Here is a 21,304-nt window from a genome sequence, read left to right as displayed (position 1 = left end):
CGGGTTTATTGGCCTGGCGTGGTGGTCACGGCAGCGCGGATCAGCGGCATCGAACCCGTGACGACGGGCTGCTGTGCGAATTGCTGGTGCGCTTCAAGGTATTGGTCGAGGCTGGCGTCGCGGATGATGTTGACGTCCTGCAGGCCCGGCTGGGCCGATGCCTGCGCAACCGTCACGCGCTGCAGGTTGCCGCCTTGCGGCGCACCGGCCGACGCGACCTGGACGGCGCCCGGGGCACCGGCCGTCTGCATTTGCGGGACGACGATCCACGTCAGCGTGGCCGCCGCGGCAGCGACCGCGAACGCGGGCACGACGCGCCGGCGCAGCGACAGCAGCTTGCGCGCAACGGGGGCGGCCGCCGGCGCGAGCAGGTGCGGCTCGCTCTCGAGCGCAGCCGACATGCGCGCGGTGAACGCGACGCTCAGCGCGGGCGACAGCGCGAGCTCGTCCGAGCGCAGCGCATCGCCGATCAGGTGGTAATGGGCCCACGCAGCGCGATCCGCGCGGTTGAGCTCAGCCAGAAACTGCCCGTTGTCCGGGCCATCGAACATTTCGCCATCGACCAGCGCGGAAAGGCGCTCGCCGCGCGAGCACGCTTGCGACTGCGTATTGACCGACCCCATGATGCTCCCCATCTTGCACACCCCGTCGTGACTTCACGACTCTATCCGTAACTAGACCCCGACCCGCGTCGCTTCGCCTGTCGCGCTTACCAGCGCTTGCCTTCGGGCGTATCGAGCAGCGGACGCAATTTGGCAGCGATTGCCTCGCGTGCGCGGAAGATCCGCGACCGGACCGTCCCGATCGGACAGCCCATCATTTCCGCGATCTCTTCGTAGCTCAGGCCCTCGATCTCGCGCAGCGTAATTGCCTGGCGCAGTTCTTCGGGCAGCAGAGCCATTGCAGCGTTGACCGTCTCGGCAATCTGCTTGCTCATCAACATCGACTCAGGCGTGTTGATATCCCTTAGTTGGTCTGCGTCGGAGAAAGTTTCCGCTTCCTCTGCATCGGCCTCGGTGGAGGTCGGCGCCCGGCGGCCTTGCGTCGCAAGGTAGTTCTTCGCCGTGTTGACGGCAATTCGGTACAACCACGTATAGAACGCCGATTCGCCGCGGAATTGCGGCAGCGCACGATACGCCTTGATGAACGCGTCCTGGGCCACATCCTCGACCTCGGCGGGATCCCGCACGAGGCGCGAGATCAGCCGAATGATCTTGCGGTGGTATTTGGAGACCAGGAGTTCGAACGCTGCCTTGTCGCCCTTCTGTACGCGCTCGACCAGAGCCTGATCGATTTCTTTTTCACTCACCTGACAAATCCATTAACTAGGGATGCAACGCGGAGCAACATTGTAGCGTTCCCGCGCCGGACGCTGGTTACGGTCGGTAACCGCGCCGCCGTCATGCCCGCCCCGCCGCCCCCGCCGTTCTCGCCAGCACGGAAAGTGCGCTGAACGACGCGGCATCGAGCGCATCGGCCGGAATCAGCAGCGGCCGGGCCCGCCGGGCGCCCTGCCCGACCGACAGCACCAGCAGCAGGCTGCTCCAGTGCGCATGCCCCGTCACGCGGCCGCGGGCCAGCAGGCGCCCGGTGCGACCAAACGCCGCGACTTCCCCGAATGCGTCGATCTGCAACTCGGCCGGCAGCCGGCGGGCACAGGCCCGGGCAGCGCACACGGCCAGCAGCGCGGCGGTCACGGCCGACACGCCTGCGCCGGCGGCAGCGCCCGCGCGCGGCGCCCAGAACAGGTACGCCGACGCGGTAGCCGACGCGACGAACACGGCCAGCACGAAATACGACACGACCGAGGTCCGCAACGCAAAACGCTGCGGACGCCCGGCCGGAGCATCGAATGGACTCGTCAAGCGATTGCGGCGTCAGACGCGCTTGAACACCAGCGTGCCGTTGGTACCGCCGAAGCCGAAGTTGTTCTTCACGGCAACGTCGATCTTCATGTCACGCGCGGTATTCGCGCAGTAATCGAGATCGCACTCCGGGTCCTGGTTGAAGATGTTGATGGTCGGCGGCGACACGTTGTTGTGCAGCGCCAGCACCGTGAACACCGATTCGAGGCCGCCCGCGCCGCCCAGCAGGTGGCCCGTCATCGACTTCGTCGAGTTCACGACGATCTTGTACGCGTGTTCGCCGAAGGCCGCCTTCACCGCGTCCGACTCGTTCTTGTCGCCCAGCGGCGTCGACGTGCCGTGCGCGTTCAGGTACTGGACCTCGTCCGCGTTCACGCCGGCGTCGCGCAGTGCCGCGACCATGCAACGGCGCGGGCCGTCCATGTTCGGCGCGGTCATGTGGTACGCGTCGCCCGTCATGCCGAAGCCCGAGACTTCCGCGTAGATCTTCGCACCGCGCGCCTTCGCCGCTTCGTACTCTTCGAGCACCATCACGCCGGCACCCTCGCCCAGCACGAAGCCGTCGCGGTCCTTGTCCCACGGACGGGATGCGCTGGCCGGATCGTCGTTGCGGGTCGACAGCGCACGCGCTGCCGCGAAGCCGCCGATGCCGAGCGGCGACACCGTCGATTCGGCGCCGCCCGCGACCATCACGTCGGCATCGCCGGCCTGGATCAGGCGCGCTGCGAGGCCGATGCTGTGCAGGCCGGTCGTGCAGGCCGTCACGGCCGCGAGGTTCGGGCCCTTCAGGCCGAACATGATGCTCAGGTGACCCGAGATCATGTTGATGATCGAACCCGGCACGAAGAACGGCGAAATCCGGCGCGCGCCGCGATCGACGTAGGTCTGGTGCGTATCTTCGATCATCGGCAGGCCGCCGATGCCGGAACCGACCAGCACGCCGATGCGTTCCGCATTGGCTTCGTTCACTTCCAGCCCGCTGTCCTTGATAGCCTGGACGCCGGCGGCGATGCCGTAATGGATGAACGTATCCATGTTCCGGGCTTCCTTCGCCGGGATGTACTCCTCGGGAACGAAACCCTTCACTTCGCCTGCGAAGTGGACGGCGAGGTTCGACGGATCGAACTTCGTGACGGTGGCAATACCGGACTTGCCGGCGACGAGATTGGCCCAGCCGTCGGCAACATTATTGCCAACAGGCGAAATCAGCCCCAGGCCTGTAACAACAACACGACGGCGGCTCACGGTAACCTCTTTTCCATTATTGGATGACAAAAACAAAAGCCACAGTGGCCACAGGAACCAGCCCTGCGAGCCCTGTGGCTGTTAGTCCGTCCGGCGCGAAGCCGGCAGGATGGCGCGTCAATCGCGAAGATCGCGGCGACGTGGCGGACAAGCGCGAAAGGCGCTCGTTACGCCTTGACGTTTGCGCGAGCGTAGTCGATCGCTTGCTGAACGGTCGTGATCTTCTCTGCTTCTTCGTCCGGGATTTCCATGCCGAACTCGTCTTCCAGAGCCATCACCAGTTCGACCGTGTCGAGCGAGTCGGCGCCCAGGTCGTTCACGAACGAAGCTTCGTTCTTGATCTCGGCTTCTGCGACGCCCAGTTGTTCAGCGACGATCTTCTTGACACGTTGTTCGATGTTGTCCATTACCCCTCCGAGGGAAAGTTCAGATTTACAAGTGCGCGCATTTTATCAGGTTTGCTGACGCCAAAACGCACGTTGGCTTGATGGTCGATCAAGCGCCGATCCGCCTGAAAATCGGGATACGGCGCGGATGGTAAACGAAAATCGTTACGACATGTACATGCCGCCGTTCACGTGCAGCGTCGTACCGGTGATGTAACCGGCTTGCGGCGATGCGAGGAACGCGACGGCATGGGCGATGTCTTCCGGGCTGCCGAGGCGGCCGAGCGGAATCTGGGTCTTGAGCGCGGTCTGCTGCTCTTCCGGCAGCGTCTTCGTCATGTCGGTGTCGATGAAGCCCGGCGCCACGCAGTTCACGGTGATGCCGCGGCTGCCGATTTCGCGCGCGAGCGCACGCGTCATGCCCGCCACGCCGGCCTTTGCAGCCGCGTAGTTGACCTGACCCGGGTTGCCGGCCGAGCCGACCACCGACGTGATGTTGATGATGCGGCCGCCACGCGCCTTCATCATCGGGCGCAGCACCGCACGCGACAGGCGGAACACCGACTTCAGGTTGGTGTCGATCACCGCGTCCCAGTCTTCGTCCTTCATGCGCATCGCGAGCTGGTCCTGCGTGATGCCCGCGTTGTTCACGAGCACGTTCAGTGCGCCGAATTCCTTCACGGTCGCGTCGATCAGCGCCTCGGCGGCGGCTGCATCGTTGACGTTCAGCACCGCACCGCGGCCCGTGACGCCCGCTTCCGCGAACGCCGCGGTAATCGCAGCAGCGCCCGATTCGCTCGTCGCCGTGCCGATCACCGTCGCGCCCAGGCGCGCGAGCTCGAGCGCGATCGAACGGCCGATGCCGCGCGATGCGCCGGTGACGATCGCAACCTGTTTATCGAGAGTCTTGTCCATGAATCGAATATCCGTCTCTTGAGAAAAGGCGCCGCGTCAGGCGGTCACCAGCTTGAGCGCTTCGTCGAGCGAAGCCGGATCGAATACCGACGCGCCCGTCAGGTTGCTGTCGATACGCTTCGTCAGGCCGGCGAGCACCTTGCCCGGACCGCATTCGATCACGTGCGTGACGCCCGTGCCGGCGATGTGCTGCACGCATTCGACCCAGCGCACCGGGCCCGCGGCCTGGCGCACCAGCGCATCCTTGATCGCAGCCGGATCGCCGACCACGGCGACGTCGATGTTGTTGACGACCGGAATCTGCGGCGCCTTGACGTCGACGTTCGCGAGATAGTCGCGCAGCTGGTCCGACGCCGGCTTGAGCAGCGACGAATGGAACGGCGCCGACACCGGCAGCGGCAGTGCGCGCTTCGCGCCCTTCGCCTTCGCGATCTCGCAGGCCTTTTCGACCGCGGCCTTGTTGCCTGCGATAACGACCTGCGCGGGGGCATTGAAGTTCACCGCTTCGACAACGCCCGCTTCCGCCGCTTCGGCGCAGACCGCGCGCACCGTGTCGTCATCGAGGCCCAGGATCGCGGCCATGCCGCCCTGGCCGACCGGCACGGCCGTCTGCATCGCCTGCGCGCGGAAGCGCACGAGCGGCACCGCGTCCTTGAACGCGAGCGCGCCGGCAGCGACGAGCGCCGTGTATTCACCGAGGCTGTGGCCGGCGACGATCGACGGCGCCGGGCCGCCTGCCTGCTGCCACGCGCGATAGCACGCATAGGCTGCGGTGAGCATCACGGGCTGCGTGTTGGTGGTGAGGTTCAGGTCCTCGACCGGGCCTTCGGCGATCAGCTTGCCGAGATCCTGATTGAGTGCATCGGACGCTTCCTGGACCGTCTCGCGCACGATGGCCAGATCGGCGAATGCGTTGAGCATGCCGACCGCCTGCGAGCCCTGCCCCGGAAATACGAATGCAAATTTCATATCGTCCCCAATTGAATCGATTCGGACGGCGCGCACGAACGGCGCGCCGATGGGATCCGCGCGCAGCAATCGCGCGCTGCGGATCAGATCAGTAGCGGAAGACCGACGCGCCCCAGGTGAAGCCGCCGCCGACGCCTTCGATCAGCACGTGCTGGCCGCGCTGGATGCGACCGTCGCGCACCGCGGTGTCGAATGCCAGCGGGATCGACGCAGCCGACGTGTTGCCGTGCTGGTCGACCGTCACGACCATGCGCTCCTGCGGCAGGCCGAGCTTGCGGCAGGTGCTGGTCATGATGCGGATGTTGGCCTGGTGCGGAATCAGCCAGTCGATCTGCTCGGGCGCGAGATTCGCCTTCGCGAGCGCCTCGATCGCGACCTTTTCGAGCACGTTGACCGCGAGCTTGAACACGGCCTGCCCGTCCATGTACAGGAACGCGCTGCCTTCGATCACGCCGCGGTTGACGTTGCCCGGCGTGCAGAGGATGTGCGAATAGCTGCCGTCCGCGTGCAGTGCGCTGCCGAGCACGCCCGGCTCTTCCGACGCGGACAGGATCACCGCGCCCGCACCGTCGCCGAACAGCACGCAGGTCGTGCGGTCCTTGAAGTCGAGAATGCGCGAGAACGTCTCCGCACCGATGACAAGCGCCGTGCGGTGCTGGCCGCTGCGGATGAAGCTGTCGGCCGTCGCCATCGCGTACGCGAAGCCCGAACACACGGCCTGCACGTCGAATGCCGCGCCGCCGTTCTTGATGCCGAGCTTGTTCTGCAGCAGGCACGCGGTGCTCGGGAACACGAAATCGGGGGTCGAAGTCGCGACGATGATCAGGTCGATCGACTGCGGATCGATGCCGGCGGCTTCAATCGCGCGGCGCGACGCCTCGAGCGCGAGGTCGCTGGTCGTGACGTCCGGTGCGGCGAAATGGCGCGCATGGATACCCGTGCGCGCAACGATCCATTCATCGCTCGTCTCGATGCCTTCCTTCGCAAGGCGATCGGTCAACTGCTGGTTCGTGACGCGGTCAGGCGGCAGGTAGCTGCCCGTGCCGAGCACGCGGGAATAGAGAGTCGATTGGGCCATTTATGCTTTAGAGGATTGCGCAGCGGAAGGTTCGGCGTGATGGCCTGCGGCGGGGCTTGCATGGCCCGCGCCGCCCGCGTTGTGTTCGCCTTCGCCGAGCGACACTGAATTATCCGCCATCGCGCGCGCGAGGCGCTCCAGCACGCCGTTTTTGACGGCATCATACCCGCGTTTGATCGCCCACTCAAACGCGTAGGCATCGGCCGAACCGTGGCTCTTGATCACGAGGCTTTTCAGCCCCAGCAGCGCCGCGCCGTTGTACTGGCGGTGGTCGACGCGCTTCTTGAAACGCATCAGGACAGGCAGTGCGAGCAGCGCCATCAGCTTCGACATCAGCGAACGGCCGAACTCCTCGCGGATGATGTCCGACAGCATCTGCGCAAGCCCCTCGGACGTCTTCAGCGCGACGTTGCCGACGAAGCCGTCGCACACGATCACGTCGACCGTGCCCTTGTAGATGTCGTTGCCTTCGACGTTGCCGCGGAAATTGAGCGTGCTGGCGCGCAGCAGTTCGCCTGCGCGCTTGATCGTCTCGTTACCCTTGATCACCTCTTCGCCGATGTTCAGCAGGCCGATCGTCGGACGCTCCTTGCCTTCGAGCGCGGCCACGAGTGCATGCCCCATTTCCGCGAACTGCAGCAGGTGCTGCGGTTCGCAGTCGACGTTCGCGCCGAGGTCCAGCATCATCGTGTAGCCGGTCGGGTTCGGCAATGCGAACGCGATCGCGGGCCGCTCGATGCCGGGCAGCGTCTTGAGTACGTAACGGGAAACGGCCATCAGCGCGCCGGTATTGCCGGCGGAGATGCAGGCCTGCGCCGCGCCTTCCTTGACGTGGTTGAGTGCGACGCGCATCGAAGAATCCTTCTTCTTGCGCAGCGCCACTTCGACAGGGTCGTCCATCGCCACGACTTCGGTGGCGGGAACGATGGTCAGCGCGGGATCGTCGAGGGCTTTCAGCTTTTTCAGCTGAGCGCGGATCGCGCTTTCGATGCCGACGAGCATCAGGTGCGCATCGGGATGCGCGCGGACGAACTTGACTGCCGCGGGAACGGTCACGGACGGGCCGTGGTCGCCTCCCATGCAATCGATTGTGAGCTTTACGGTCATGGAATGCGACGAATTTCAGGCACAAAAAAGCGGCAGATGAATGCCGCCTTTTTGTCGAGCCAGGAAAGTGTCAAGCGAACCAGTTGTCACGCGAACGGCAAGCGTAGCGCGCAACGCGTGACTTGACGCTTAGTCGTTCTTCGTCTTGACGACTTTCTTGCCGCGATAGTAGCCGTTCGGGCTGACGTGGTGACGCAGATGCACTTCACCCGTGCTCGGCTCGACTGCCAGCGGCGCTGCCGTCAGGAAATCGTGCGAACGATGCATGCCGCGCTTCGACGGCGACTTCTTGTTTTGCTGGACTGCCATGACTAACTCCTAATTGATTTTCCGGATTCTAACACAGCCCGATCCGGCGCTTAACTACCCTGGCCCAAAGCCTTTACGCCTTCCCGCGCCACAACTGCTTAGTGTTTCTTGGTGCCGTCACCGTCCTTCTTCAGCGCTTCCAGCGCTGCGAACGGATTCGGCCGTTTGCCTTCGTCCCCGGCTTCGTCGGACTCCTCGTCCGTCTCTTCCGCGGGACCGCTCGCACCCGACACGAGGCTTTCGTGAACTGCCGGGCAAACCTCGTGCTTGGGCACGAGCGGCAACGAAAGCAGCAATTCCTCTTCGATCAAGTCGACGAGATCGAACTGGCGTGAGCCCACGATCACATCGGCTTCATCGTCGTCGAGCGGAAATTCTTCAGCTTCTTCTTCGGTCGCGACCACCCGGTACGTCATGTCGACGCCGAACGTCTGGTCGTACGGGGTCATGCAGCGCTGGCACGTGAGCCACGCATGGCCGTGCACCGCAAGCCGCAGATACGGCTGCTGCCCATCGGCGCCGTCGTCCTGCAACTCCTTCTGGGTGAACCCTTCCGCCTGCCATGTGAAGACCGTGTCGCGATCTGGCGCGTCCGCAGGCACTTCGTTTAACATGCGCGGCAGTTGCGAGAGGTGCACCGCACCTGCTGCCTGCCGCCCGCTGCGGGCGAACTCGAACAGGTCGATCGCATGCGGATCAAGCGCCGCAGCCGGTTTGCCAGAAGAAGTGTTCATGTGCGCTCCTGCCTACAGGCTGACTTGCGAATCCGGCTTGGTACCGCTCGCGTACGGCTCATCCGCAGATGACGTACTTTACTTCCGAAGACCCGGCAGGCGCCACCACACGAAAGCCTGCCGACGAAAAGCGGGAAAGCATACCTGTTTTACCTTTTGCGGTCAATCACTTAAGCTTGCGTCCGCGCAACGCCGCGCATTACCCGACGACTCACCGATCCAACCGACCATGCCGGATACCGTTTGCCGCCCGCCGCGGCTGATTCTTGCCTCCAGTTCACGCTACCGCCGCGCGCTCCTCGAGCGCCTCGGCATCCCCTTCGACGTCGTGTCGCCCGACCTCGACGAAACCCCGCACGACGGCGAAACGCCGGCCGCGACCGCCCTGCGCCTCGCCGCCGCGAAAGCGCGCGCCGTCGCAGCCACGATCGACGCGCCGGACGGCGTGCTCGTGATCGGGTCGGACCAGGTCGCGACCTTCGACGGCCTCCAGATCGGCAAGCCCGGCACCCATGAGCGTGCGCTCGCGCAACTCGTGTCGATGCAGGGCCGCGAAGTCGAATTCCACAGCGCACTCTGCCTGTACGACAGCCGGACGGGCGAAGCGCAGGTCGAGGACATCGTCACGCACGTGCGCTTCCGCTCGCTGCCCGAGGCCGAACTCGACGCGTACCTGCGCGCGGAAACGCCGTACGACGTCGCCGGCAGCGCGAAGTCCGAAGGGCTCGGCATCGCACTGCTCGACGCGATCGACTCGAACGACCCGACCGCCCTCGTCGGCCTGCCGCTGATCGCACTCACGCGCATGCTGCGCGCCGCCGACTATCCGTTGTTTGCAACCACCCGTGGAGACCGCGCATGACCGCCGGCACGCTTTACCTCGTCCCGAACACGCTCGGCGAAGGCGACGAATCGATGCTCGCGGCCGTCCTGCCCGCGGCCGTTCAGGCCCGCGCCGGCACGCTCGGCTATTACATCGGCGAGAACGCGAAAACGACCCGCGCTTTCCTGAAGAAGATCGGCACGACGCGCCCGATCCAGGAAATCGAGATCAGCGAACTGAACGTCAATACGCCGGCCGGCGCCATCGACCGGTTGCTCGCACCCATCCTGGCCGGTGCGGACGCCGGCCTCGTGTCGGAGGCCGGCTGCCCGGCCGTCGCCGATCCCGGTGCATTGCTGGTGCGCCGCGCGCACGAGCGCGGCGTGAAGGTCGTGCCGCTCGTCGGGCCGAGTTCAATCCTGCTCGCGTTGATGGCATCGGGCCTGAACGGCCAGAGTTTCGCGTTCAATGGCTATCTGCCGGTCGACGCGGCCGCGCGCGCGAAACGCCTGCGCGAACTCGAGCAACTGTCACGCAAGGCGCGCCAGACGCAGATCTTCATTGAAACGCCGTACCGGAATCACGCGATGCTCGACACGCTCGTCGCGACCTGCGCGCCGTCGACGCAGATCTGCGTCGCGGCCGACCTGACCCTCCCGACCGAGACGATCGCGAGCCGTACCGTCACGGACTGGAAAAAGGCGCCTGCACCGAACCTGCACAAGCGCCCTGCGATCTTCCTGCTGCTGGCGAACTGAACGCAGCAGGCGATCCGCCACGTGAACGGCGGGCCATCGCGGCCCGCCCGCCTCCGCGCTGATCAGCGCAAGCTGACCGACGCGCCGCCGGCCGTCAGCGCCTTCATCGCGGCGCCGCCGACGGCCGCGCCAAACTTGCGCGCGACGCGGTTCGTCAGGCTTTCCTTCACCGTATAGTCGACAAGATCAGGCGCCTTCAGCACGTCGCGCGCGACCGTGTCAGTCGTGCCGTAGCCGTCTGCCAGCCCGAGCTCGACGCTCTTCTCGCCAGTCCAGAACAGGCCCGAGAACATGTCGGGCGTCTCGTGCAGCCGCTTGCCGCGGCCATCCTTCACGGCCTTGATGAACTGCGCGTGCACCTGATCGAGCAACGCCTGCGCATGTGCGTCCATCTTCGGCGTTTCCGGCGAGAACGGGTCGTAGAAGCCCTTGTTTTCACCCGACGTATGCAGGCGCCGCTCGACACCGAGCTTGCCCATCAGGCCAGTAAAGCCAAACCCGTCCATCAGCACGCCGATCGAGCCGACGATGCTCGCCTTGTCGACGAAGATCTTGTCGGCCGCGGACGCGATGTAATAGCCGCCCGATGCGCACATGTCGGTCACGACGACGTACAGCGGCTTGTCCGGATACTTCGCGCGCAGCCGGCGAATCTCGTCGTACACCATCCCGGCCTGCACCGGGCTGCCGCCCGGGCTGTTGATCCGCAGCACGACCCCGGCCGTGCCGTCGTCGTCGAACGCGGCATCTAGCGCCGTGTTGATGTCGTCGGCGTTTGCGTTGACGCCGGCCGCGATCTCGCCGTCGATCGTCACGAGCGCCGTATGCCGCCCGCTCGACGAGAACTTCGAATCGCTCGAGAAATCGATCAGCGCGAACGCGAACAGCACGAACACGGCGAGGAACGCGAAACGGAAGAAGATCTTCCAGCGCCGCGCCGCGCGCTGCTCCTTCACGGCCGCGAGCGCGATCCGCTCGAGCGCCGCACGCTCCCAGCTCGGTTCACGGCTGTCGGGACGGGAGGAGGAATCCGGGGAATTCGGTTGGTCGGCCATGCAGTGTTGTCGTTAGTCGGTCGTGGCGGGAACGGCGGGACGCAGGTCGGCGTCGGGCACCCAGAATACCGCACGCCCGTCGGACGTGTCGCGCTCGTCGACCTCGACCGGCCGCAGGCGGCCGCCACGGCACGGGCCGCCGACGCACTTGCCGGTGTTCGGCTCGTAGATCGCGCCATGCGTCGCGCACATCAGGTAGAGGCCCGACGATTCGAAGAACTGCCCTTCGGCCCAGTCGAGCTCCATCGGCACATGCGCGCAGCGATTCAGGTAACCGTATGCCTGGCCCTCGTAGCGCACGAAGAACACGACGGCCTGCTCGCCGCGCAACGTCGCGTCGACGCGCACGCCGGCGCCGCCATCGGCCAGCGCATCCGACGGGCACACACGCACGGCGTCCGGCGCCGCGCTCATGCGTGCTCCCGCAGCCACGCGGCCAGCGCGCCGACGTCCGGCGCGACGAAGCGCGGCGCGAGCGCAGCCAGTGCATCGGCCGTGTGCGCGCCGTACGCGACGCCGACGCCGGCCGCCCCGGCACTCGCGGCCATCTGCAGGTCGTGCGTCGTGTCACCGATCATCACGGTGCGCGACAGGTCCTGCCCCAATTCCCGGGACAGCTCATGCAGCATCGCCGGATGCGGTTTCGAGAAGGTTTCGTCGGCGCAGCGCGTCGCATCGAACTGGCTCGTCAGCTTCGACTGGTCCAGCACGCGATTCAGCCCGACCCGCCCCTTGCCGGTTGCAACGGCGAGCAGATAGCCCGTGTCGCGCAGCTCGGCGAGCAGTTCGCGCACGCCGGCGAACAGCTCGATGCGCTGGTCGTCGAGCAGATAGTGATAGCGGTAGCGCTCGGCGAGCCGCGAATAGTCGGACGGATCCAGGGTCGGAGCCGTAATCTGCAGCGCATCGCGCAGGCCGAGGCCGATCACGTAGCGCGACGCCTCGTCGGACGGCGTGGGCAGGCCGAGATCGCGGCATGCGGCCTGGATGCTGTGCGCGATGTGCGCAGTCGAATCCATCAGCGTGCCGTCCCAGTCGAAGACGATCAGGTCAAATTGCTGTCGAGCCATGCGGTTCAGGCGGTATCGCGCAGTGCGCTGAGTTGGTCGAGGAAGCGCCGGCATTCGTCCGGCAGCGGCGCATCGAACTGCAGTGCCTCACCGGTCAACGGGTGAGCGAGCCGCAGCCGGTACGCATGCAGGAACATCCGTTTCAACGACGGCTGCGCATTCGCGCGCGCCAGCGCCTTGTTCAGTGCGAAATCGCCATACTTGGCGTCGCCGGCGATCGGCAGGCCGAGATGCGCGAGGTGCACACGGATCTGATGGGTCCGACCCGTTTTGAGTTCCGCTTCGAGAAGCGCGTACTCGGGCCAAAGGTCGACGAGGTTGAACACCGTGTGCGACGGCAGCCCGTCGTCCTGCACACGCACGCGGCGCTCCCCTTCCGGGGTCGAATACTTGAACAGCGGCGCCTTCACCGCGCGGCGACGCCCCCAGTCGGACTGCCATTCACCGTGGACGCACGCGAAGTAGCGCTTGTCCATCTTGTTCTCGCGGATCTGTTCGTGCAGGCCCACCAGCGCCGTGCGCTTCTTCGCGAGCATCAGGACCCCGGACGTCTCGCGGTCGAGCCGGTGCACGAGTTCGAGGAATTTCGCGCGCGGGCGCGCCTGGCGCATCTGCTCGATCACGCCGAACGCGACACCGCTGCCGCCGTGGACCGCGACCCCGGCCGGCTTGTTGATGACGAGCATCGCGTCGTCCTCGAACAGCACGTCGAAGTGCGCGGGCGGCACGATGGTGGCTTCGGCGCGCGCGAGGTCGGCTGCGGCCACGCGGACGGGTGGCACGCGGACGATGTCGCCGAACGCGAGTCGGTACTGCGCGTCGACCCGACCCTTATTCACGCGCACTTCGCCGCTGCGAAGGATCCGGTAAATATGGCTTTTCGGCACGCCTTTACAGACGCGCAAAAGGAAATTGTCGATACGCTGACCGACCGAGCTTTCGTCGATCTCGAGCATCGATACCTGGCCGCTTGCGACCGAATTCTGGGATATTTTGCCTAACTCGTTCATACTGAATATAATTTTGCCCAGCCTGACGTTGCGGGCGGCCTCACCGGCCGGCCCGGACCATCCGGGCAAGGCGCAAGCGCAAACCGTTATTTTACTTGCGCCGGGGGTCTGCTGCTCACCCCTAATCAAAGAGATGCAGCAAGTTGCACGCACGGCGCCGCCCGTCGGCAAGGATCGCGCCCACAGGCGGATTCGGTCGGCAAGGCGCCGCGGTAACGGAAAGTTGGTTGAAAAGAATTTGATCGGCAGCCCGACGGCGCGAAGTGCGTCCGCGCAGGCTGCCGGTTGCGAAAATTACGGCGTTGCGCCCGATTTGGCTCCGCGAAGCGTGCGGAGCCTGGCGACGTCAAACCAGGGAAGTACACCCCAGGCGGGAAAGTCGGGCTGGATTCGATACTCCCCGCTGCGGCCCAAGCCGCAGCATCTGCCGCCCGTTGGCACGCGCGTCGCATGACGACGCGCCCCGCGGCAGTGCCCGGCCTCAGGCTTAGCGCGCTTTGACAGCGTGCGGTGTGTGGACGCCGTGCTTTGAAGCCGTGTTCGCAGGTGCCCTATGGCCGCCGGCCCCGTCTTTCGGGCCCAAGCGCCTCTTCAGGCAATTCTCCCCGCCATCGTTCCCGCTCCAGCGTGCTTGTGACAACACAACAAGGCGCGGCCTGCCGTCGTTCCCGCCCTCGCGACTGACAACCGCGAGGCGCCGCCAGCAGAGCCGCCTGGAGTCGTTCATGAAACGCATGCTGTTCAATGCGACGCAGCAGGAGGAGCTGCGCGTCGCCATCGTCGACGGGCAGAAGCTCATCGACATCGACATCGAGACAGCCGGGCGCGAACAGCGCAAAGGCAATATCTACAAAGGTGTCATCACCCGTATCGAGCCGTCGCTCGAAGCGTGCTTCGTCAACTACGGCGAAGACCGCCACGGCTTCCTGCCGTTCAAGGAAGTTGCCCGCCAGTACTTCAAGGAAGGCATCGACATGCGCTCCGCGCGCATCCAGGATGCCCTGCGCGAAGGCCAGGAGCTGATCGTCCAGGTCGAGAAGGAAGAACGCGGCAACAAGGGCGCTGCCCTCACCACGTTCATCTCGCTCGCCGGCCGCTATCTGGTGCTGATGCCGAACAATCCGCGCGGCGGCGGCGTGTCGCGCCGGATCGAAGGCGACGAGCGTCAGGAACTGCGCGAGACGATGGCGCAACTGCAGATCCCGGACGGCATGAGCATGATCGCCCGTACCGCGGGCATCGGCCGCAGCGCCGAGGAACTGCAGTGGGACCTGAACTACCTGCTGCAACTGTGGCGCGCGATCGAAGCGGCGTCGCAAAGCGGCAATGCCGGCCAGCCGATGCTGATCTACCTGGAATCGAGCCTCGTGATCCGCGCGATCCGGGACTATTTCCAGCCCGATATCGGCGAAATCCTGATCGATACGAACGAAATCCACGATCAGGCCCGCGCATTCATGGATATCGTGATGCCGGACAACGTCGCGAAGGTGAAGCGCTACCACGACGACGTGCCGCTGTTCTCCCGCTTCCAGATCGAACACCAGATCGAGACCGCGTACTCGCGCACGGTGCCGCTGCCGTCGGGCGGCGCGATCGTGATCGACCATACCGAAGCGCTCGTCGCGATCGACGTGAACTCGGCGCGTGCCACCAAGGGCGCGGACATCGAGGAAACGGCGACCCGCACGAACCTCGAAGCAGCCGACGAAGTCGCCCGCCAGCTCCGCCTTCGCGACCTCGGCGGACTGATCGTGATCGATTTCATCGACATGGAATCGGCGAAGAGCCAGCGCGAAGTCGAGCAGCGCCTGAAAGATGCGCTCAAGCATGACCGCGCGCGCGTCCAGATGGGCAAGATCTCCCGCTTCGGCCTGATGGAACTGTCGCGCCAGCGCCTGCGTCCGGCCCTGTCGGAAGGCAGCCACGTGACCTGCCCGCGTTGTAACGGCACCGGCCACATCCGCGATACCGAATCGTCCGCGCTGCAGGTCCTGCGGATCATTCAGGAAGAAGCGATGAAGGAAAACACCGCGGCGATCCACTGCCAGGTGCCGGTCGAGGTGACCGCCTTCCTGCTCAACGAAAAGCGTCAGGAAATCAACAAGATCGAGTCGCGCTTCAAGGTCGGCATCGTGCTGATCCCGAACAAGCACCTCGATACGCCGCACTACAAGCTCGAGCGCCTGCGCCACGACGACGCACGTCTCGACGACCCGCGCGCGTCCTGGAAGATGGCCGAGGAAGCAGCCCGCGAACTCGAGTCGGAAACCGGCTACAGCAAGCGCGCGGCGGAAGTGAAGCCGAAGCAGGAAGCCGCGGTCAAGGGCATCACGCCCGAGCGTCCGGCCCCGAGCCCGGCACCGCAGCGCCCGGTCGAACCCGTTGCAGCGCCCACGCCTGTGGCGCCGGCCAGCGGCGGCTTCATCGGCTGGCTGAAGGGCCTGTTCGGCGTGTCCCCGGCGCCCGCCCCCGCACCGGTTGCTCCGGCACCGGCGAAGGAGCAGGCAGCCCGTCCGGCGCGCGGCGAACGCACCGAGAAGTCCGAGCAGCGTGGCGAACGCGGCGGCGATCGCAACCGCAATCGTCGTGGCGGCGCCCAGCAGGCACAGGGCGGTCGCGACCAGGCTGTGGCAGGCCGTGGCCAGCCGCAACGCCAGGAACGCGAAGGCAAGGAAGTGCGCGAACCGCGTGAGGCTCGTGAGCCGCGTGAAGGCCGCGAACCGCGTGAAAGCCGTGAGCCGCGCGAACCGCGCGAGAACCGCGAAGGTCGCGAGGGCCGTGGCCCGCGTGAAGGTCGCGAGCCGCGTGAAGGCCGTGAGCCGCGCGAACCGCGTGAGAACCGCGAACCGCGCGAGCGTATCGAGCAGCCGGAAGGCGTCGAAGCAGCCGGTCGTGGCGAGCGCCAGGAACGCGGCGAACGTCGCGAGCGCGGTGAGCGCCGCAAGCCGACCCAGCATGCAGCAACGCTGGAAACCGTCAACCGTGGCGAAGCGCATCCGGAACCGGAAGCCGACAAGGCCCTCGCAGAAGCCCTGCCCGACGCCGAGCTGGCAGCCGACGCGGAAGCCGGCGCGCGTGATGGCGAGGAACGTCGCCGTCGCCGTCGCGGCCGCCGCGGCGGTCGTCGTGAGCGCGAGGAAGACGGCGCAGTCGTCGACCACGCCGAGCAAGGCGCAGAGGGTGAAGTTGCGGTGCACGCTGTGACGCCGGAAGCACCGGCTGCTGCCGAACCGGCCCACACGGCCGCACCGGCAGTCGCCGTGGCAGCCGCCGCGGCAAGTGCCGTCGTCGTCGAAGCAGTGGTCGAGCACCATGCCGAACCGGCAGCACCGGCCACTGTCGAGCCGCAGCCGGCGCCGGTACACGTCGAAGCAGTGGCGGTCGAAGCAGCCGTTGTCGCCCAGGCAGCAGAACCGGCACCGGTCGCACCGGCCGTCGCGACTGAAGCCGGCCCGGCGCCGGTCGCGGTTTCGCCGACCGACGCGTTCGAAGTGCCGGCAGCACCTGTCGCTGTCGAGGCGCCGCAACCGGCACCCGTCGAGCAAGCTGCACCGGCCGTGACGACCGAAGCCGCTCCGGTGGCTGTCGAGCCGGTCCATGTCGAAGCAGCACCGGTCGAAGCCGTGGCAGCACCGGCACCGGCACCCGCACCGGCACCGGCCCCCGCTCCGGCCCAACCGGCAGCCGCGCCCGCTTCGGCGAGCCTGGATACCGTGCTGGAGCAGGCTGGTCTCGTCTGGGTGAACACCGACGCCGGCAAGTTCGCCGCTGCGCAGGAAGCCGCGTCGCGCCTCCCGCGTCCGGCTCGCGTGCAGCGCGAACGCAAGGCGCTGCCGCCGGTCGATACGGCCCCGATGCAGCAGGTCGAAACGACGCATCACTGATCGACGCATCGTCCGACCAGGAAAAGCCCGCCTCCGGCGGGCTTTTTCACGTCCGCGCTGCGGGTTTCCGCCCACCGGCCCGACCCGCCGCTTGCGGCTAAAATAGAGGTCTGGTTCGCACTTCTTTCAACATGTCCCGACGCATCATTCCTCTCGCCGACGTCAGCGGGATGCCGGACGTCTCCGGCGTCGCGCACGCCCCGGACGGCACGCTGGCCGACACGTTCGCCAGGCCGCTGCGCGACCTGCGCATTTCGGTGACGGATCGCTGCAACTTCCGCTGCGTGTACTGCATGCCGCGCGCCGTCTTCGACAAGGACTACCCGTTCCTGCCGCACAGCGCCCTGCTCACGCACGAGGAAATCGAACGCGTGGCGCGACTCTTTGTCGCACATGGCGTCGAGAAGATCCGCATCACCGGTGGCGAGCCGCTGCTGCGCAAGAATCTCGAATTCCTGATCGAGCGCCTCGCACGCCTGACCACGCATGACGGCCGCCCGATCGACCTGACGCTCACGACCAACGGTTCGCTGCTCGCTCGCAAGGCGCGCGCGCTGAAGGACGCCGGGCTCACGCGCGTGACGGTCAGCCTCGACGCGCTCGACGATACGTTGTTCAAGCGCATGAACGATGCCGAATTCGCGAGCGCCGACGTGCTCGACGGCATCTTCGCGGCCCAGGCCGTGGGCCTCGCGCCGGTCAAGGTCAACATGGTCGTGAAGCGCGGCACCAACGACAGCGAGATCCTGCCGATGGCCGAGCGTTTCCGCGGGACCGGCGTGATCCTGCGCTTCATCGAATACATGGACGTCGGCACGTCGAACGGCTGGAACATGACCGAGGTGCTGCCGTCGGCGGACGTCATCGCCCGGCTCGCCGAACACTTCCCGCTCGTGCCGCTCGATCCCCACACGGCGGCCGAAACCGCGCAGCGCTGGGGCTATGCGGACGGCAGCGGCGAGATCGGCGTGATTTCGAGCGTCACGCAGGCGTTCTGCGGCGACTGCACGCGCGCGCGGCTGTCGACCGAAGGCAAGCTGTACCTGTGCCTGTTCGCGTCGACGGGCCACGACCTGCGCGCGCTCGTACGCGGCGGCGCGAGCGACGCCGAGATCGCGACCGCGATCGCCCGCATCTGGCAGGCCCGCACCGACCGTTATTCGCAGCTGCGCGGCAGCGCGTCTGCCGACGCCGTGCCCGACGGCGCCGGCAAGCGGGTCGAAATGTCATATATCGGCGGCTGACGCACGCCGCCCTTCCTGCCCGCCGACCATGCCCGCTTCCGCCTCTCCCTCGATTGCCGGCCTGCTGCTCGCAGGCGGGCGTGCCACACGCATGGATGGTGTCGACAAGGGCCTGCAGTTGCTCGACGGCACGCCGCTCGCGCTGCACGTGCTGAGCCGGCTCTCGCCGCAGGTCGACGAGACGCTGATCAGCGCGAATCGCCACGCCGATCGCTATGCCGAACTCGGTGCGCCGTTCGATGCGCGCATCGTCGCGGACGAAACGCCCGACTTCCCCGGCCCGCTCGCGGGCCTGCTCGCCGGCATGCGAGCGGCACGCGCGCCGCTCGTCGCGTGCTCGCCGTGCGACACGCCCTATCTGCCCGCCGACCTCGTCGCACGCTTGCAGGCGGCGCTCGACGCGCAGCAGGCCGACATCGCCATGGCGGTGACCGTCGACGCGCAACACGTGCGCTCGCCACAGCCGACGTTCGCGCTGCTGCGCACGTCGCTGGCCGACGATCTCGCCGCCCGGCTCGCCGCCGGCGACCGCAAGGTGCGTGCGTGGTACGCACGCCACAAGACGGTCGAAGTCGAGTTTCACGACGAGCGTGCGTTTTACAATGCCAACTCCTGGCAGGAACTCGCCGCGCTGGCCCGCCGCTGACGGCACCCGTACGGTTCCCGCCCGCCGCACGCGAAACCCGCGCCCAGGCACCCTCCTCGCGCCACCGGCCACGAACCCGATACGCCTTGCGGCGCAGTCCGACTGATGATCACGCAATCCTCGCCCGCCCCCCGAACCGCACCCGATTCCGATGCCCCGCTGTCGCTCGCCGACGCGCAGGCGCTCGCGTGCCGCTTCGCGGTGCCGGTCGACGCGTGTGACACGGTGACGCTGCGCGATGCACTCGACCGCGTGCTCGCGGCCAACGTGAACGCACCGTTCGACATTCCCGCATACGACAACTCGGCGATGGACGGCTATGCGTTCGACGGCAGCGCCGGCACGCATGCATCGCAGCCAGCGGAGGTCGCGCTGACGGTCGCCGGCACCGCGCTCGCCGGCCATCCGTTCGACGGCGCCGTGGCGTCCGGATCATGCGTGCGCATCATGACGGGCGCGCCGATGCCGGCCGGCTGCGATACGGTGATTCCGCAGGAACGCGTGCGCGCCGACGGCGACACGATCCACTTCTCCTCGCACGACATCGCGCGCGGCGCGAACTGCCGCAAGGCCGGCGAGGATCTCGCGCGCGGCGCGTGCGCGCTTGCCGCGGGCCGCATCCTGCGGCCGTCCGATCTCGGCCTGCTTGCGTCGTTCGGTGTCACCGAGGTTTCGGTGCGCCGGCGCGTGCGCGTCGCCGTGTTCTCCACCGGCGACGAACTGCGCGAGCCCGGCGAGCCGCTCGGCCCCGGCGCACTGTACGACAGCAATCGCGGGATGCTGATCGCGATGCTCGAAAGGCTGCATGTCGACGCGGTCGATCTCGGGATCGTCCGCGACGATCCCGCCGCGCTCGAAGCCGCATTGCGCGGTGCCGTCGCCGCGCAGGCCGATGCGGTGATCACGTCGGGCGGCGTATCGGTCGGCGAAGCCGACTTCACGCGCGACGTCATGGCCCGGCTCGGCGACGTGACGTTCGCGAGCCTCGCGCTGCGTCCCGGCCGGCCGCTCGCGTGCGGCACGCTCGCACGCGCGGCCGATGGCGCCGGTCACACACTGTTTTTCGGGCTGCCCGGCAACCCGGTCGCGTCTGCCGTGACGTTCTACGCGATCGTGCGCCCCGCGCTGCTGACGCTGGCCGGCGCACAGGCCCAGCCGCCGTCGATGCATACAGCACTCAGCACGCATGCGCTGAAGACGCGCCCGGGCCGCACCGACTACCTGCGCGGCATCGCGACACGCGCCGCCGACGGCCGCTGGCACGTCGCGCCGGCCGGCTCGCAGAGTTCCGCATCGCTGAGCGGCCTGTCGGCCGCCAACTGTTTCATCGTCCTGGGCCACGATACCGCGGCAGTCGACGCGGGCACCCCGGTCGACATCCTGCCGCTCGACGGCCTGATCTGAATTCCACTATCGGTATATCTCTACGGGGGCAATCCACACATGAAGAAGCAAATTTCGTCGATCGCCGCGGGGCAGACCGCAAAGGCGCTGATCCTGGTCTACCTGACGTTCAGCGTGCCGATCGTGCTGCTCGGCATTCTCGTCGCGTACATTCGTTACGGCATGGTCGAACTGAGCACGATCCTGAGCGCACTGCTGCTGAACGCGATCCTCGGCTTCGTGCTGCTGTGGATCGCATGCCACGCGTACAACTGGGTCGCATCGCGCTTCGGCGGCATCGAGATCGTGCTGTCCGATCCGCCGGAGGAAGCGTGAGCGGCGCACCGCTGATCCGCGCGGCCCAAGCACACGACGTCGGCGTGATCCTCGCGCTGATGCGCGAGCTGGCCGAGTTCGAGAAGCTCACGCACCTGTTCGTCGCGACCGAGGCCGATCTCGCCGACGCGCTGTTCGGCGAGCAGCCTGCCGCCGAGGCGCGAGTGGCCGAGCACGACGGCGCGATCGTCGCGTATGCGCTGTTCTTCCACAATTATTCGACGTTCCTCGGCCGTCGCGGCCTCTATCTCGAGGATCTGTACGTGCAGCCGTCGCAGCGCGGCACGGGCCTCGGCACCGCGATGCTGCGCCACCTCGCGGCGCTGGCCGTCGAGCGCCGTTGCGGGCGCTTCGAATGGTCGGTCCTCGACTGGAACCAGCCGGCGATCGATTTCTACGAAAAGATGGGCGCAACCGTGCTGCCCGACTGGCGCATCGTACGCGTCACGGGCGACGCACTGGATACGCTCGCCGGCCATTGACC

At 66.7% G+C, this 21,304-nt stretch carries 23 protein-coding genes; 8 read left to right on the top strand and 15 right to left on the bottom strand.

The genetic code is table 11. The annotated features are described in order from the left end of the window. Positions 1–5: 5 nt before the first annotated feature. From BCEP18194_RS11315 to BCEP18194_RS11265, 11 genes are all read right to left on the bottom strand, one after another. Positions 6–623 carry a sigma-E factor negative regulatory protein gene (locus BCEP18194_RS11315; RefSeq protein WP_027788009.1) on the bottom strand — a complete coding sequence of 206 codons (618 nt, stop codon included), beginning with the start codon at positions 621–623 and terminating at the stop codon, positions 6–8. A gap of 86 nt (positions 624–709) precedes the next feature. Continuing rightward, positions 710–1,309 (bottom strand): RNA polymerase sigma factor RpoE, encoded by a 600-nt coding sequence (rpoE, locus tag BCEP18194_RS11310; RefSeq protein WP_006490873.1) that lies wholly within the window; start codon positions 1,307–1,309, stop codon positions 710–712. A 91-nt stretch (positions 1,310–1,400) separates the two neighbouring features. Then, entirely contained in the window at positions 1,401–1,865 is a 465-nt protein-coding gene (locus BCEP18194_RS11305) for a hypothetical protein (RefSeq protein WP_011351407.1), read from the bottom strand. Positions 1,866–1,877: 12 nt separating this feature from the next. Further along, entirely contained in the window at positions 1,878–3,110 is a 1,233-nt protein-coding gene (gene fabF / locus BCEP18194_RS11300) for a beta-ketoacyl-ACP synthase II (protein ID WP_011351406.1), read from the bottom strand. A gap of 167 nt (positions 3,111–3,277) precedes the next feature. Next, positions 3,278–3,517: an acyl carrier protein gene (gene acpP, locus BCEP18194_RS11295; protein WP_004197638.1), complete on the bottom strand. Its 240-nt coding sequence runs from the start codon at positions 3,515–3,517 to the stop codon at positions 3,278–3,280. 144 nt (positions 3,518–3,661) lie between these two features. Continuing rightward, complete coding sequence (gene fabG / locus BCEP18194_RS11290) at positions 3,662–4,411, bottom strand: 3-oxoacyl-ACP reductase FabG (protein ID WP_011351405.1); 750 nt, start codon at positions 4,409–4,411, stop codon at positions 3,662–3,664. Between the two features lie 36 nt (positions 4,412–4,447). Beyond that, a complete protein-coding gene (gene fabD / locus BCEP18194_RS11285; RefSeq protein ID WP_011351404.1) occupies positions 4,448–5,380 on the bottom strand; it encodes an ACP S-malonyltransferase in 933 nt (310 codons plus the stop codon). 88 nt (positions 5,381–5,468) lie between these two features. Then, the gene (locus tag BCEP18194_RS11280; protein WP_011351403.1) at positions 5,469–6,458 is read right to left on the bottom strand and encodes a beta-ketoacyl-ACP synthase III; all 990 of its coding nucleotides are present in this window, start codon (positions 6,456–6,458) and stop codon (positions 5,469–5,471) included. After that, positions 6,459–7,565, bottom strand: a complete 1,107-nt coding sequence (gene plsX, locus BCEP18194_RS11275) for a phosphate acyltransferase PlsX (protein WP_011351402.1) — start codon at positions 7,563–7,565, stop codon at positions 6,459–6,461. It lies immediately after the preceding gene. Positions 7,566–7,694: 129 nt separating this feature from the next. Further along, positions 7,695–7,874, bottom strand: a complete 180-nt coding sequence (gene rpmF / locus BCEP18194_RS11270; RefSeq protein WP_006051932.1) for a 50S ribosomal protein L32 — start codon at positions 7,872–7,874, stop codon at positions 7,695–7,697. Between the two features lie 98 nt (positions 7,875–7,972). Then, positions 7,973–8,608 carry a DUF177 domain-containing protein gene (locus tag BCEP18194_RS11265; protein ID WP_011351401.1) on the bottom strand — a complete coding sequence of 212 codons (636 nt, stop codon included), beginning with the start codon at positions 8,606–8,608 and terminating at the stop codon, positions 7,973–7,975. Between the two features lie 229 nt (positions 8,609–8,837). Here BCEP18194_RS11265 and BCEP18194_RS11260 point away from each other — a divergent pair, with 229 nt between their 5' ends. Together BCEP18194_RS11260 and BCEP18194_RS11255 are read left to right on the top strand one after the other, a co-directional pair. Further along, positions 8,838–9,470 (top strand): Maf-like protein, encoded by a 633-nt coding sequence (locus BCEP18194_RS11260; protein ID WP_011351400.1) that lies wholly within the window; start codon positions 8,838–8,840, stop codon positions 9,468–9,470. Continuing rightward, a complete protein-coding gene (locus BCEP18194_RS11255) occupies positions 9,467–10,189 on the top strand; it encodes an SAM-dependent methyltransferase (RefSeq protein ID WP_011351399.1) in 723 nt (240 codons plus the stop codon). Before BCEP18194_RS11260 ends, BCEP18194_RS11255 begins: the two co-directional genes overlap by 4 nt. 62 nt (positions 10,190–10,251) lie before the next feature. On the opposite strand, the gene BCEP18194_RS11250 is transcribed toward BCEP18194_RS11255, so the two are convergent. From BCEP18194_RS11250 to BCEP18194_RS11235, 4 genes are read right to left on the bottom strand one after another with little or no spacing between them, the layout of a single operon-like run. Further along, on the bottom strand, positions 10,252–11,244 hold the full coding sequence (locus tag BCEP18194_RS11250; protein WP_011351398.1) for a S49 family peptidase: 993 nt from the start codon (positions 11,242–11,244) through the stop codon (positions 10,252–10,254). Positions 11,245–11,256: 12 nt separating this feature from the next. Beyond that, positions 11,257–11,658, bottom strand: coding sequence for a Rieske (2Fe-2S) protein (locus tag BCEP18194_RS11245; protein WP_011351397.1), 402 nt, complete (start codon positions 11,656–11,658; stop codon positions 11,257–11,259). Further along, positions 11,655–12,314: an HAD-IA family hydrolase gene (locus BCEP18194_RS11240; RefSeq protein WP_011351396.1), complete on the bottom strand. Its 660-nt coding sequence runs from the start codon at positions 12,312–12,314 to the stop codon at positions 11,655–11,657. Before BCEP18194_RS11240 ends, BCEP18194_RS11245 begins: the two co-directional genes overlap by 4 nt. Before the next feature lie 5 nt (positions 12,315–12,319). Continuing rightward, positions 12,320–13,324, bottom strand: a complete 1,005-nt coding sequence (locus BCEP18194_RS11235; RefSeq protein WP_011351395.1) for an RluA family pseudouridine synthase — start codon at positions 13,322–13,324, stop codon at positions 12,320–12,322. 725 nt (positions 13,325–14,049) lie between these two features. Here BCEP18194_RS11235 and BCEP18194_RS11230 point away from each other — a divergent pair. The 6 genes from BCEP18194_RS11230 to BCEP18194_RS11205 all read left to right on the top strand — a co-directional run bounded on the left by BCEP18194_RS11230 (position 14,050) and on the right by BCEP18194_RS11205 (position 21,302). After that, positions 14,050–17,211, top strand: a complete 3,162-nt coding sequence (locus BCEP18194_RS11230) for an Rne/Rng family ribonuclease (protein WP_011351394.1) — start codon at positions 14,050–14,052, stop codon at positions 17,209–17,211. A 131-nt stretch (positions 17,212–17,342) separates the two neighbouring features. Then, on the top strand, positions 17,343–18,455 hold the full coding sequence (gene moaA / locus BCEP18194_RS11225) for a GTP 3',8-cyclase MoaA (protein ID WP_011351393.1): 1,113 nt from the start codon (positions 17,343–17,345) through the stop codon (positions 18,453–18,455). A gap of 28 nt (positions 18,456–18,483) precedes the next feature. Beyond that, entirely contained in the window at positions 18,484–19,101 is a 618-nt protein-coding gene (mobA, locus tag BCEP18194_RS11220; RefSeq protein WP_011351392.1) for a molybdenum cofactor guanylyltransferase MobA, read from the top strand. A gap of 105 nt (positions 19,102–19,206) precedes the next feature. Continuing rightward, positions 19,207–20,505 carry a molybdopterin molybdotransferase MoeA gene (gene glp, locus BCEP18194_RS11215; RefSeq protein ID WP_011351391.1) on the top strand — a complete coding sequence of 433 codons (1,299 nt, stop codon included), beginning with the start codon at positions 19,207–19,209 and terminating at the stop codon, positions 20,503–20,505. 39 nt (positions 20,506–20,544) lie between these two features. Continuing rightward, entirely contained in the window at positions 20,545–20,820 is a 276-nt protein-coding gene (locus BCEP18194_RS11210) for a hypothetical protein (protein WP_006476519.1), read from the top strand. Continuing rightward, a complete protein-coding gene (locus tag BCEP18194_RS11205) occupies positions 20,817–21,302 on the top strand; it encodes a GNAT family N-acetyltransferase (protein WP_011351390.1) in 486 nt (161 codons plus the stop codon). Before BCEP18194_RS11210 ends, BCEP18194_RS11205 begins: the two co-directional genes overlap by 4 nt. Positions 21,303–21,304: the final 2 nt, after the last annotated feature.

Source organism: Burkholderia lata, from assembly GCF_000012945.1.
GTDB classification, from domain to species: domain Bacteria; phylum Pseudomonadota; class Gammaproteobacteria; order Burkholderiales; family Burkholderiaceae; genus Burkholderia; species Burkholderia lata.
Note: the sequence above shows the minus strand (reverse complement) of the source record. Positions and strands in the feature narration are given on the sequence as shown.